16 protein-coding genes are annotated in these 13,078 nt (G+C 42.7%); 5 read left to right on the top strand and 11 right to left on the bottom strand.

The window, feature by feature from the left end; translation table 11 throughout:
- Positions 1–326: lipopolysaccharide assembly LapA domain-containing protein (locus O3798_RS07435; RefSeq protein WP_371464140.1), on the bottom strand; the 326-nt coding region annotated here is incomplete at its 3' end.
- A 444-nt stretch (positions 327–770) separates the two neighbouring features.
- A complete protein-coding gene (locus O3798_RS07430; protein ID WP_371464139.1) occupies positions 771–2,465 on the bottom strand; it encodes an LPXTG cell wall anchor domain-containing protein in 1,695 nt (564 codons plus the stop codon).
- 350 nt (positions 2,466–2,815) lie between these two features.
- Here O3798_RS07430 and O3798_RS07425 point away from each other — a divergent pair, with 350 nt between their 5' ends.
- The 3 genes from O3798_RS07425 to mscL all read left to right on the top strand — a co-directional run bounded on the left by O3798_RS07425 (position 2,816) and on the right by mscL (position 5,889).
- Positions 2,816–4,282, top strand: coding sequence for an amidase (locus O3798_RS07425; RefSeq protein WP_371464138.1), 1,467 nt, complete (start codon positions 2,816–2,818; stop codon positions 4,280–4,282).
- Positions 4,283–4,293: 11 nt separating this feature from the next.
- The gene (locus O3798_RS07420; protein WP_371464137.1) at positions 4,294–5,415 is read left to right on the top strand and encodes an NAD(P)/FAD-dependent oxidoreductase; all 1,122 of its coding nucleotides are present in this window, start codon (positions 4,294–4,296) and stop codon (positions 5,413–5,415) included.
- A 93-nt stretch (positions 5,416–5,508) separates the two neighbouring features.
- Positions 5,509–5,889, top strand: coding sequence for a large conductance mechanosensitive channel protein MscL (gene mscL, locus O3798_RS07415; RefSeq protein WP_371464136.1), 381 nt, complete (start codon positions 5,509–5,511; stop codon positions 5,887–5,889).
- A gap of 1,284 nt (positions 5,890–7,173) precedes the next feature.
- On the opposite strand, the gene O3798_RS07410 is transcribed toward mscL, so the two are convergent.
- From O3798_RS07410 to O3798_RS07385, 6 genes are all read right to left on the bottom strand, one after another.
- On the bottom strand, positions 7,174–7,518 hold the full coding sequence (locus O3798_RS07410; protein ID WP_371464135.1) for a hypothetical protein: 345 nt from the start codon (positions 7,516–7,518) through the stop codon (positions 7,174–7,176).
- A gap of 93 nt (positions 7,519–7,611) precedes the next feature.
- The gene (locus O3798_RS07405; RefSeq protein WP_371464134.1) at positions 7,612–7,959 is read right to left on the bottom strand and encodes a hypothetical protein; all 348 of its coding nucleotides are present in this window, start codon (positions 7,957–7,959) and stop codon (positions 7,612–7,614) included.
- A 35-nt stretch (positions 7,960–7,994) separates the two neighbouring features.
- The gene (locus O3798_RS07400; RefSeq protein WP_371464133.1) at positions 7,995–8,345 is read right to left on the bottom strand and encodes a hypothetical protein; all 351 of its coding nucleotides are present in this window, start codon (positions 8,343–8,345) and stop codon (positions 7,995–7,997) included.
- A 21-nt stretch (positions 8,346–8,366) separates the two neighbouring features.
- Positions 8,367–8,693, bottom strand: a complete 327-nt coding sequence (locus O3798_RS07395) for a hypothetical protein (protein ID WP_371464132.1) — start codon at positions 8,691–8,693, stop codon at positions 8,367–8,369.
- Between the two features lie 30 nt (positions 8,694–8,723).
- Positions 8,724–9,056, bottom strand: a complete 333-nt coding sequence (locus tag O3798_RS07390) for a glucuronide permease (protein ID WP_371464131.1) — start codon at positions 9,054–9,056, stop codon at positions 8,724–8,726.
- A gap of 15 nt (positions 9,057–9,071) precedes the next feature.
- A complete protein-coding gene (locus O3798_RS07385; RefSeq protein WP_371464130.1) occupies positions 9,072–9,452 on the bottom strand; it encodes a hypothetical protein in 381 nt (126 codons plus the stop codon).
- A 108-nt stretch (positions 9,453–9,560) separates the two neighbouring features.
- Here O3798_RS07385 and O3798_RS07380 point away from each other — a divergent pair, with 108 nt between their 5' ends.
- Entirely contained in the window at positions 9,561–10,274 is a 714-nt protein-coding gene (locus O3798_RS07380) for a YaaA family protein (protein ID WP_371464129.1), read from the top strand.
- A 39-nt stretch (positions 10,275–10,313) separates the two neighbouring features.
- Here O3798_RS07380 and O3798_RS07375 read toward each other — a convergent pair whose 3' ends face one another.
- The 3 genes from O3798_RS07375 to O3798_RS07365 form a co-directional block, all read right to left on the bottom strand.
- Positions 10,314–11,054, bottom strand: coding sequence for a MerR family transcriptional regulator (locus O3798_RS07375; RefSeq protein WP_371464128.1), 741 nt, complete (start codon positions 11,052–11,054; stop codon positions 10,314–10,316).
- Between the two features lie 205 nt (positions 11,055–11,259).
- On the bottom strand, positions 11,260–11,673 hold the full coding sequence (locus O3798_RS07370) for a peptide deformylase (RefSeq protein ID WP_371464127.1): 414 nt from the start codon (positions 11,671–11,673) through the stop codon (positions 11,260–11,262).
- 12 nt (positions 11,674–11,685) lie between these two features.
- The gene (locus tag O3798_RS07365; RefSeq protein WP_371464126.1) at positions 11,686–12,228 is read right to left on the bottom strand and encodes a TetR/AcrR family transcriptional regulator; all 543 of its coding nucleotides are present in this window, start codon (positions 12,226–12,228) and stop codon (positions 11,686–11,688) included.
- A gap of 140 nt (positions 12,229–12,368) precedes the next feature.
- Between O3798_RS07365 and O3798_RS07360 the strand changes: the two genes are divergently transcribed.
- On the top strand, positions 12,369–13,070 hold the full coding sequence (locus O3798_RS07360; RefSeq protein ID WP_371464125.1) for an ABC transporter ATP-binding protein: 702 nt from the start codon (positions 12,369–12,371) through the stop codon (positions 13,068–13,070).
- Positions 13,071–13,078: the final 8 nt, after the last annotated feature.

Raw genomic sequence — 13,078 nt, 5'->3', positions numbered from 1 at the left:
TTTAATTGTTGCACCTGTTCCTCGTACTGGACAAGCTCCTTGTCTTTTATATTGATAGTCGCTTTTGCTTCAGCAATGCGGCTTCTCAGATCTTGAGTCTTGCTATGGTGATAGCTAATACCAATAGCACTACCAGCAATGATCCCGATTACTAGACAAGTAAAAATCACCCAAATCAAGGGAGCAGATAGTTGTGTAAAGACAAGACTGACAGTTACTGTTTGACTATTGAGCAGACCAAAGGCGATCACAATGACTAATAAGATCAAACCACCAATTAGATAAGCCTTATCTTTCAGTGACAATTCATTAAATTTTTTTAGCATAAGTTCCTTTTCTCCTGACTATGTTGATAGAAAATTACACACCATTTAGGTATTAATAAAGTTATCTTACCAAAAAAATTCGATATTATCAATAATTATTGGATTAACACTCCGTAACTCTACTTGAGTGTTTACACATAATTATTGACAGTATCCCGATTTGATCTCGCACTGACATTTATTAATAACAACACTATATATCTAGTATAGCATAATCATTAGGGATTATAGGTTTTCAAACCAAATGCGAGGCATTCGTTTTTGCCCCATTTTTAAATCCTGACATTGAAAATACCTAAAAGCATTCCCCTAAAAACAGCTATATTTCAACATTTTTGTTTATTTTCAATATGAAAAGTTTTTACAAATTTATGGGGAGGGGGAGGACGGTTTAAACAAAGAAAAAAGCAAGCATTAGCTGCTTGCTTTTTTAGTAAAGTCTAATTAGTTTTGTTCTGCTTTTTTAGAAACTAGAACGAACATCGCAGAGATTGTTACGATGATTCCTGCTAGAATTACGGCTGTGTTACTTGTTGTACCAGTGTTTGGTAGGTCTGGTGTAACAGTCGTTGTTGTTGTTTCTGGTGCAGGAGTTACTGTTGTAGCGTCTGTTGTTTCACCTGTCGTTACGCCTGTTGTTGAGCCTTCTGTAGTAGAAGAGCCTTCAGATGTTGTTGTAGCGGCAGTTGTTGAAACAGTAGTCGCCTCAGTCGTTGTTGTCGCTGCTGTTGTAGAAGCAGTTGTTGCTTCAGTAGTCGTTGTTGCAGCTGTCGTAGAAGCAGTCGTAGCTTCGGTAGTTGTTGTCGCAGCTGTTGTAGACTCTGTCGTTGTAGTTGCTGTTGTTGTCGTAGCTTCTGTCGTAGTAGTCGTAGGAGCTTCCGTCGTCGTTGCTGAAGTCGTTGTAGACTCTGTTGTTGTCGTAGTAGTCGTTGGCGCTTCAGTTGTCGTTGTTGAAGTCGTTGTAGACTCTGTTGTCGTTGTTGTTGTAGTAGGAGCTTCCGTTGTAGTCGTAGTAGTCGTAGGAGCTTCTGTTGTTGTAGTAGTTGTTGTAGGAGCTTCAGTTGTAGTTGTAGTTGTTGTAGGAGCTTCTGTTGTCGTAGTAGTAGTTGTTGCTACTGTTGTCGTTGTTGGAATTGATGGAAGTGATTGGTCTCCGTCAACACCACCGTTTGCATTGATGTTTGCAACAGATGCGTTTACTTCTTTCGCCACAACTGCGGTTTCACCTTTCACTTGGTACCAAACTTTTGTGTTGTTCTTGAAGTCTTTTTGGTTTTCGTTTTCTACTTTTGTACGATAGAAAATAAGAACGCCAGTCTTGTTGATTAGGTCTTTAGGAATCGTCACTACAAATTTTCCTGAAGCATCCACTGTAAATGTTGATCCAGGGAATGCTGCTTTGAAATCTTCAATCGCTGTAGCGCCTGAATAGTAGCCAGGTTTTGCTCCTGTTGTTGTAATTTTAAAGCTGTTTGGGTCTAGTTTGTGTCCGCCTTGCACTTCGTCTTCGAGACGAACGTCGCCGTCCACTTCTAAGTTCATCGCGTTAATCGTTAATGCCCAAAGAATGTGTTCAGGGTCGTCAGCGTGCATATCCCCAGCTTTTAAGTAGAATGGAGCGTTGTTTACACCAGTCGCCATTTTCTTCACGTTCAATTCGACAGATTTGTCTCCACTCACGATGGTGAATTTACCAACGTGTTCTTTGTCTGTTGCTGTGTCGTTGTGACCTTCGATTTCGAATTCACCCCAACCGCGAACGTTCTCAAGGCCAGTGATGCCGTCGTTGAATGTTACTTTTGCAGAACCGTCTTTGATGACCATGTCCCCAACGTATTTGCCGTCGATGGTCAATTGGATGGTTTTCTTAAATCCAGTCCCGTGAAGAGTGCCTGAACTTGGCCAAGTCACTTCAAGAGTGTCTCCAGCTTTGATTTTTTGGGCGTGTTCGTCAAACGTAAGTTTAACGGTCGTTTGTCCACCGTCTGTAATTTCGCTTGAAGAGACCGTCAATGAACTGATGTTATTACTAACGTCTGCTGCGTTCACCACTGATTGAGGGGCCAGCATGAATAATAACATCGGGATGAACAATACGAAGAGTAACTTCGAGAGTCTTCCTTTGATGAAATCTTTCATTATTTTTCCTCCTAAAGGTATTAAATTGTGAGAAAAGTAACTAAAATCTCCAAAAAAATAGAGCAACCCTTGCAAAAAGCCGTCTAGTTACTGTTCTCGGTATAGTTTATATGTATTATTATATCACAAATATAAATTTTTACTACCGATTTTTATATATTTCTCAATAGTTTCTTCATATTTTCTTCAATTTCCAAAATCACGTTGAAAAAGTCAGGAATAAACGGTAATAGGAGTCATTTTTTCTGAATTTGTTTCCAAAAAATTCTAGTACTTTCTGTCGGTATCGACGTGGTCCCTGCTGCATGAGCCTTTACCGACTTTCCGTTTCACTGTACAATAAGGAAGACATGAAGGGACGTGAAACTATGTGGAAAGACGCCATCGAGATGAGAGAGGCTATCGCTAGTGGCGAGGTATCTCCAAAGGAATTAGTCCAAGAGACATTAGAGAAAATTGAACAACGAAATCCAAGCCTAAACGCGGTTGTGCACTTGCAGGCAGAGCGTGCGCTAGAAGAAGCAGGGTCGCGTTCGTTTGAAGGGCTGCCGTTTGGCGGGGTACCGCTTCTCTTGAAGGACCTCGGGCAAAATCAAGCAGGGGAACCATCGAGTGCGGGAAGTAAGCTCTTGAAGGGAATTCCAGTAAACCGTACCGATAATTTCGTGAAGCGTCTGGAAGCAGCGGGTTTTATCATTGTTGGACGTACGAATACGCCGGAATTTGGCTTTAAGAATATGACGGAGCCGCAGTTGTGGGGCACTGCGAATAATCCGTATGATTTGAATCGTAACGCTGGTGGTTCAAGCGGTGGTGCGGCATCTGCCGTGGCTGGTGGCATCGTTCCGATTGCGGGGGCGAGTGACGGCGGTGGTTCGATTCGAATTCCGGCGAGCTTTACAGGTCTCATCGGGTTGAAGCCGAGTCGTGGTCGCATTCCTGTCGGCCCTGGTAGCTATCGTGGCTGGCAAGGCGCTTCGGTGAATTTTGCGATGACGAAGACGGTCCGTGATACCCGCGAGTTGTTGAAATGGATGCAAGTCGAGCAAAAAGACAGTCCGTTTTTAACTCCGCTTATTAAAGATTGGGACGCTCTTCCAAACCGTCCGCTTCGAGTGGGCGTGATTGAGAAGTCTCCTATTGAAAGTGTGGTCGCTCCAGAAGCCAAGGAGGCACTTCGTAAGGCCGTGGCTTTCCTAGAAGGTGTCGGCTGTGTGGTCGAACCGATTGGCTGGCCAGTCGACGGCGTGGAAGTGATGAAGAACTACTACGTGATGAATAGTGTGGAGACGGCGGCGATGTTCCAAGGCATGGAGGCAAGTTTTGGCCGCAAGTTCACGAAAGACGATATGGAACTCATGACCTGGGGCATTTACCAGTCAGGGGAACGCATTTTAGCTAAAGATTACAGCGCGGCTTTGTCGAAATGGGACACGTATGCGCATGCGATGGAAAAAGTGCATGAGCAGTATGACTTGATTGTAACGCCGAGTGTGAGCGATGTGGCTCCGCTTCATACGCAATTCCCGATGGAAGAATCGGTGCGATACGCGTTAGAGCATATGGACGAACTAAGTGTGCCTGAACAACAAAGTGTGATTTGGCGCATGTTTGACCGAACACTTGCGCTGACACCGTTTACGCAATTATCCAATATTACAGGCGCACCAGCGATTAGTTTGCCGGTGCATTTAACCGAAAAAGGACTTCCAATCGGCGTGCAGTTAATGGCGGCGCGTGGACAAGAGGCACTGCTTTTAACAGTGGCCGAGTGGTTTGAACGCGAAGGGCAATTTGAAACTAGAGACTTCAGCTAGGAGTGAAGAAGATGACGAAGAAAGTAGCGATTGTAGGGGCTGGTATCGTTGGGGCGACTGCGGCGTATCAGCTCAGCAAAAAGGGAATCGAAGTAACGGTATTTGACGCGGGCGTGGGTCAAGCAACGAAGGCGGCTGCCGGGATTATTTGCCCATGGTTGTCGCAACGTCGCAATAAAGACTGGTATCTACTCGTGTCTCACGGCGCGGCGTACTATCCGCAGTTGATGGATCAGTTGCGTGCAGATGGTGTCAGTGAGTTGCCGTATGAGCAAGTCGGAGCGTACATTTTCAAGCATACCGCAAAGCAATTGGCGAAGGTCGAAGAGATGGCCGTGGAGCGACGCGTGGATGCGCCGATGATTGGCGAGGTGCGTGCCTTAACTCCAGAAGACGTGACGCGTGTGATTCCGGGCTGGTCGAATCCAGACAGTGCACTCTATTGTAGCGGCGGTGGACGCGTGGACGGCGAGTTGCTTGTGACACTTCTATTAGAACAGGCAGAGAAGAACGGAGCTCGTGTGGTCCGTGAAAAAGTAACGCTTGAAGCAAGGGGCGAAGAGGTCCGTGTGCGTCTTGACGGCGAGGTACAAGCCTTCGATGCGGTGGTCCTTTCTAGTGGTGCGTGGGTGAAAGAACTTCTCGAACCGCTTGGCTACTATGTGGATGTTCGTCCGCAAAAGGGTCAGTTGATTGAACTAACCTTGGAAACGACCGAAGATACGTCGAAATGGCCAGTGTGCATGTTGCATGGTGAGATTGATATTCTTCCATTCCCAGATGGTAAGATTTTAGTCGGAGCGACTCACGAAAATACGCAAGGTTTCGATTTGGTTCCAGATGAAGAGCTCTTGAATGGCATGTACGAAGAAGCGTGCGCGAGTCTTCCAAGTTTAAAAAATGCCAAACGCAGTGGAGTGCGCGTAGGAACGCGTGCGTATACTTCCGATTTTCTACCGTTCTTTGGCGAAGTTCCAAACACGACAAATGCCTTCGTGGCAAGTGGTTTGGGCTCTTCAGGGCTTACGAGCGGTGTCTGGATTGGCGAATTGTTGGCGCGCATGGCTGCAGGGGAAGAAGTCGGATTTTCGGTAGAAAAATACACTCCGCAAAATTATGTACGAAAAGTGTAAATTTCTGAATGTTTTTAGTTGTATTTTAGTTTTAATTTTAGTATTCTGTTTAAGGTAATTATTTAACCTAAAAAACAAAGGAGGAAAACATTTATGTTAAAAGAGTTTAAAGAGTTTTTAATGCGCGGGAATATCGTTGAATTAGCAGTAGCGGTTATCATCGGTGGAGCTTTCAAAGCAATCATTGATTCATTAGTAAATGATATTATTTCACCAATCATCGCTATGGTAGCAAACACAGGAGATATCGCAGCAGTTTCATTCCGTTTAGGTTCTGCTCAAATCGGTATCGGTGCTTTCATCGCTGCAATCATCAACTTCGTAATCGTTGGCGCTGTATTGTTCTTAATCATTAAAGGTATGAACAAAGCTTCTGAATTAGCTAAGAAAAATCAAGTTGAAGAAGCTGCTCCAGCTGCACCAACTGCAGAAGATTACTTAAAAGAAATCCGCGACTTATTAGCAAACAAATAATCGCCTTGAAAAGCCGAGAACCCTCTCGGCTTTTTGTGTGCAAAAAAACAAATTAAATGGTGATGAAATAAAAGGATAAAATTCGTTGAACCATTGTGTTATGAGTGTGTGCTTGAAAGAATAGGCGAAGCTTCGCTTCGTTTCTTTGGATTTTAGAGGAAAAGTGCGTTGTCGGATAAACGAGTTCAGAATCAGTTTTATTATTGAAAGAGTTATAGTGGGGCACCGGTGCAAGCCTGGGTCTTGCACCTTTAAAGCCTCAAAGGGGACGTACGGAATAAATTCCTACGTCCCCTAATTCGTTTTAATGCTTAGTCCCACTATTCTTTCAATAAACTGATTCTTTTCGTTTATCCTCCTTAGGCGTTTGGAGAGAATCCAAAGAAACTCGCAAGCTTCTATTTTTCGAAACACAATGGTTCAACGAATTTTTCTTTATTTTTTTGAGCGAAAAATGAGAGGGTCTGGCTTTTGAACGATATTAATTTACTTCGTCTACACCGGAACATCCGCGACAGTGGGTGCTTTTCATTGAGGTGGTGATTCGTCGCTAACAACAGGATACGAAGGCGAACGCTTAGGCCAGAATCATTGGACTGATATGCCGCAAGGGACTCGGAACGAGTCGTGCGGACATATCAGGAAATGGACGTCTGGCCTGTGAGCCTGAGTTCAACTACGGAACATCCGCGACATGGGGTGCTGTAACTTTTTAAACTGCTTAGTGGGGTGCTAGAAATAGGAAAAGACTCGCCACGCGAGTCTTTGGTTGATTTAAAGTTAGTTGGATAAGGCGTAGTGGAAGAAGGCGAAGCATATAGTTTGGATGAAAAAGAAGAAGAGGTTTAGTTTATTTTTTTCTTTATCAACTAAATAAATGCCGGTATAGCATAGGAGGCAACCGATCGTCCAGGGAATAGTAAGGTATTGTTTAAGCCAGGGAATAGTATTAGAACTATAAAAAACGAAATAAGCAAGTGTTTCAAGGATTGCGCCGCCAAGAATGAGGCATAAGCCAGCTTTAGGCTTTTTGAGGATAAAAACTGCTATCAATCCGTAGAGTATATGGTAGAGAGGAAAGACGTAGATAATAAATCTAAAAAGAAAAATATAATAGAATAGTAAAACCATAATCATATCTCCAATTACGTAAAAAAATGCGAAGGGATAGTATACCTTCGTCTTTATTATAGTGGAAATGCTTGGATAAGACACGTTTGAATGAACTAGGGTGCTGGAAATAAGAAAAGACTCGCGGGTCGAGTCTTCTTGGAATTAGTATTTTTATACAGAGAGCGCAATAAGTGAAATGCAAAAGGCGATGATTCGAATGAGGGTAGGGGCTAGTTTTATTTGTCCAGATTCTTTATCGGCAATATAATCACCGATAAAACATAGGATACCGCCAATACACCACATTGGAGTCACAAAGTTTCGAACGGAAGAAAAATCAACATATTTAGTATAAATAAAGAGAGCAATTAGGATTGATGAACCGATTAGTAAGTACCAACCACCCTTATGATTTTTCTGAAAGAGTAATACTTTCAGGCCCCTCACTATGTGATAGAGAATGAAAAGGAAGGTAACTATGGCAATAAACAATACAAAAATGATTATATTAAGCATAAGAAATTCTCCCTATAAGATTAAATGATGCGAAGAGTACTAAAAAGGTCTTCCACTCTATTATAAATGAAATAGCAGTGGAAGACCCGTTTTTTAATGATATGGGATGTTGTAGGAGAAATAAAGAATCACAAGGACAAAAACCATCGTGAAAATACGGATGATTTGTCCGGATATCTGATCTTTGTGAGTTTTATCATACCAACTAACTCCGATGAAACAGCAGATAGAACCGATAATCCAAAGAATGATTCCCATTGGTTTAATGGGCATAAACATTGTAGCAGACAAACCGGTGAGTGCTCCGCCGATGCACATCAAGTAGCCTTGTGGCGCTCCATAATCTTCTGAAAACATTTTTAACCCTTTCGAAGCATTGAATGCTCCGAAGAGAAAAGCGATAACAGCAAGCCCTTGTAAACTTATGATTAATCCGAGCATATAAAGTTCCTTTCTTTAAACAATTAATAGTTCAATCATGAATGAAGTGAAAATATCGAAAATAGTGCCAATGTAATAATCGCTGCAATCGTTATACTAAACAAATAAGACAGTGGAATGTAATCTTTTTTTTCTTCATGATTCATTTCAGCTCCGCGACAATATAACACTATGCTGATAAACCAAGCTACTAACGAGAGAGGATAGTAAAGAAATAGCAATGGAATTGTACCGAAAGAACAGAGTATGCTCATGTAAATGTAGTTATTTCCAGGCGTATTCTTTTTTCTAAAATTAGCTATTAAGCTAACAGTTAAGTTTAATAGGGAGTAACCGATAATCATGTATATTAAGTTATATAAAACATCCAATTCAAAGCCTATCATCAAAGGACCTCCTTTCCCACATCATTGTCCAAGTAACAGCAGAAACACTGTAATAATAGCTCCGAAAGTTATATTTATAAAGTAAAACGTTGGGTCGGAATTATCGTTGGCTTCATGATTCTTTTTAGAACCGATAAACAGCAACACCAGTCCGCCAATCCAAGTCACTATTGAAAGCGGATAGGAACCGAATAGCATTGGAAGTGTGATGATAGAACAGAGTGCGCTAAGGAAAATATAGTCGTTTCCAGGCGTATTCTTTGTTCTGAAAAAAGCGAATAAATTGAAAAGAGTGTAAATAATGATACTGAGTACTAAGAAAAATAACTTTATTAATAAATCCCACATAAAAAAATCCTCCCTAAGATGCAAACCGCATTAAACGAGCGCCAATCCGAGCGTGAGAAGAACTGCGATGGTGATGCGGACAGCGTGATGTGATTTGTTGATGTTGCCTTTTTCTTTTCCGTTCATGTACGCTCCCACGCAGCAAAGAGTTGCCCCAAGGATCCATGTTAGGAATGGAATTCCAGGTAACACTGCGAGTAGTGGGATTGTAGGAAGTGCGATGAGCCCTCCTGCAAAAACGAGGATGTTTCCTGTTGTTTTGTCTCCTTTTAAAAGAGCGGCTCCTCCTGCGAGTAGATGGATGAGCGCGAATGTGACGATAAAGAAGCTAAGAACAAAAAAGATGATGAATACATAGCCCATAGGAGGTCCTCCTTGTTAAGCGATAATCATTAAAATGGTGATGACAAGTGCAACGATGGCACGTGCTTTGTTTGGGTCTTTAATTTTATCCGGAAATGGATTTCTATTGACAAAGCAGACAACAAACTCAAGCATTTGATTTTCTGTTTTATAGGGTTTTTCGTGCTGATTGTTCCAATAGGACGCGTATAACATGACTGCCCACGCTAACATCCAGAAGATATATCCAGTGACTGATTTTTCGTAAATCAAACGGGCGGAATGAAGTGCCGTAATCCCTCCAATGAATAGTAGGAAGTTGGCGAGTGAATGTTTTTGCGTTCCAATCGTATAGACTCCAACGCTGATGAATGGTAATAAGTAAAATAAGGCGATGGAATTGATGATAACGTGCATAGAATTCTCCTTTTAGGTTGATAGTAATCAGTATAAATTGCTCCTTGTGTTTTGTCAAAATACGTCGGGTACGGTACACTAAGGGGGATAATGAAAAGGAGTGCTGAGATGAAATTAATACTATCGCCTGCAAAGGAAATGAATTGTGACGCATTAGAGGAACGTGACTGGGAAGTGAGCCCGGCAGCCGCAAAAGTGGTCGAAGCCGTGAGTGCGGTGCCTGAAGAGGACCTTGCGCGAGTGCTTGGGGTCAAAGGGAAGTTGCTCGACGAAAACAAAGCGTTCATCGAAGGGTGGAAAGTAGAAGAGGCTGCGCCTGCCATCGAACTCTACAACGGACTGGCATTTCGCTGGTTGAAGCAAGTAGAGGGATGGAGGGAAGGCTTAGGCTATGGAAGCAAGCATGTACGCATCTTGTCTGCGTTATATGGAGCTGTGGCACCGGATGCTTTTGTGAAGCCGTATCGCTTGGATATGTTACGACCATTGCGCGTGGACGGGAAGCGCTTGAAGGCTTATTGGAAAGAGGAATGGGCCGAGTTGTTCGAAGAAGGGGAAACGGTGGTGAACTGTGCCAGTGATGAGTTCAGCACCTTACTAGAGCGCTCGCGTTACAACTGGATAGAGGTGGAATTTTACGAGCGTAAAGACGGAAAGTTGAAACAACACTCTACGACGTCGAAAAAAGGGCGTGGGTTATTGGTTGGTTTTGCCATGCACGAACAAGTAACAGACGTGAAGCAGTTGGAGGCTTTTAGCGAAGACGGATTTGTGTTTGACGCGGAACTATCAACACCAGAAAAGCTGGTATTTGTGAGATAAAAATAGAGGAGTAGGACAAGTGTCTTACTCCTCTTTTGCTTATTTTCTCTCCTGTGCGACATAGGCTTGAATCGCGTCACAAGCGTATTGGCCAACGCCTTTGCCGTATTTATCGAGGTTCGTTCTGAACTCTTCGTTTTGCGCGTAGCCGAATCCGATGCTTGAGAAGACATCGATGGAGCAGTCGAACGCGTAAGCGCACATGTGTTGGTGGAGTTGTTTTGCTAAGTCCACGTTCACGGCGTCTGTTGATGGTAGGCCTTTTTCGATATTATCCGCGAATGCGAAGAAGATGTTGTTGAAGCCGTCTGCTATGATTTCTTCCTTGCCTTTTTGTCTTTCTTCGGCCTCATTCATCACGGTTTCGCCGTATTTTTCAGTCGCGGCCTGTTTATATTTCTCGTTATCCTTGAAGGTGAACCCTTTGAATTTTTCTTCGGTTGTCATCGTCATTTTCCTTTCCGTAGACGCAATCGTCTTTTCTAATGTATCGATTAATGTTAGAAGACGGTCTTTTTCTTTCTGCATTAACTTCAACTGATGCTTTAAGTGGGGCAACAGATCATCCTCGTCTTGCGTCATCAGGGACTTTATTTCTTTCAGCGGAAATCCCAAATATTTATAGTAGAGAATCGTCTGTAATTGGGAAAGCTCCTCATCACTGTAGTAGCGATATCCATTCTCCTGTTTCTTCGGGGAAAGCAATCCAATTTCGTCATAGTGATGTAAAGTGCGCACCGATACACCACTGATTTCACTTACTTGCTTGATTAAATACATAACCTCAACTCCTAACACTAGATAGTGTAACCTATTACGTTACGTCAGAGTCAACCCTTTTCTCTTTTTTTCTTTTTCTTAATATATGAAACGAAGAAGATGACTACATCGCCGTCGAAAGGAGCACGTCCCGCCTTCCCGGCACAAGCCAACATCCTCGTCCGTTTAGAAGCTCAAAAAATACGATTACGGAAGTTTGCGTATTTTAAATGAGCACCCCATCTAAATGGTCGATCTCATGTTGGATGACTTGCGCCGTGAAGTCGGTGAACGTTCCCGTGTGCTTCTTGCCGCTCGGGTCGGTGTAGGCTACTTCAATCGTTTGATAGCGCGTCGTCTTCTTCGTGCCCGTATGGCTCAGGCATCCTTCTTCCGTTTCATATGGGCCTTGCTTTTTCGTAATGCGCGGGTTCAGCATCACCAAATCCATCGGACCAATCGCTACAATAATAATGTTCTTCTTCACGCCAATCATATTCGCCGCCATTCCTACACAGCGGTCGCGGTTGGCACGAAGCGTATCTTGTAAGTCGAGGACCACTTGCGCTTCTATTTTCGGATCGGCAGCAGTTGATTTTTGGCTTAGGAAGAGTGGGTCTTTCATAATTGTCTTTTGCATGAGTTTTCTCCTTTATAATGACATTCTGAAAAAGATTTTTGCGATTTCTTCAGGGCTTTCCACGCCACCTTTTTGAATCCAGTGGAAGAAAATCGCACTGTTGCTATAGATAAACACTTCTTGCGCGTAATCTTCTGGCAGCGGGTAGACCATCGCGATGTTTTCCTTAATCGGTCCAATTTGCTTGGTTAATTCGAATAGGAAGTCATGAACGAGTTTCGATGTGTAGTTGAATCGGTTCAAGGTCATTGCGTGAATAAAGTCGAAGTCTTCTTTTAAATACTCGAAGATTTTCACGATTCCTGGACAGGCCTCTTCTTTATTTTTTGGATTGCCTTCTTTTAATAGGAGTAAGATATTTTGTAAAATCTCATCGATGAGCTGGTCCATCATATCGAATTTATCGACGTAATGGAGATAGAAGGTTCCGCGATTCACGCCTGCTTCTCTGGCGATATCGCTCACACTAATAGCTTCGAAATCTTTTTTCTCCAGCAGTCTAGTGAGTGCTTCTTTTAAATCGCTTTTCGTTGTGGTTTTCCGTTTTTGTGTCATCATTGTTTAAACTCTTTTCTTAAATCAACACATTGTTGATTATTGTGTATTGTTTTTTGATTAATTCCATTATATAGTATTTAACGAACATAATCAACACGTTGTTCATTTAACGATGTTTGTAGAAATGAGGGATAGACATGGCTTATATTGAAATGAAGAATAGCTATAAACGTTATCAAGTCGGCGATACAGAGATTGTCGCGAATAATGATGTGAATTTTGAAATTGAAAAAGGAGAGTTAGTCATTATTTTAGGGGCCAGTGGTGCAGGGAAATCAACGGTTCTGAATATTTTAGGGGGCATGGACACAAACGACGACGGGCATGTGTTTGTCGACGGCGTGGACATTTCCGCTTTTGATGAAAAACAACTTACTTACTATAGAAGAGATGATGTCGGCTTCGTCTTCCAATTTTATAATCTAGTACCGAATTTAACGGCAAAGGAAAATGTGGAACTAGCGGCTGAGATTGTCAAAGACGCCCAAGATGCAGAAGATGCCTTGAAGGCAGTTGGTCTTGGACACCGCATGAATAATTTTCCTTCTCAATTATCGGGTGGGGAACAACAGCGGGTATCCATTGCACGTGCGGTTGCGAAGAATCCAAAGTTATTGCTTTGTGATGAGCCAACAGGAGCGCTCGACTACCATACCGGAAAACAAGTGCTTCAGATTTTACAAGATATGTCACGTAATCAAGGGGCAACCGTTATTATCGTAACGCATAACTCAGCCTTAGCGCCGATTGCCGACCGTGTGATTCATATGCATGACGCGCGCGTGAAATCTATTGAACTCAATCCAAATCCACAAGATATTCAAACGCTTGAATATTAAAAGGGGTG

It is taken from the genome of Granulicatella sp. 20925_1_45 (assembly GCF_041433555.1).
In the GTDB taxonomy this organism is placed as follows: Bacteria; Bacillota; Bacilli; order Lactobacillales; family Aerococcaceae; genus Granulicatella.
The sequence above is the reverse complement of the archived record's forward strand: the minus strand, read 5'-3'. Positions and strand labels throughout refer to the sequence as shown.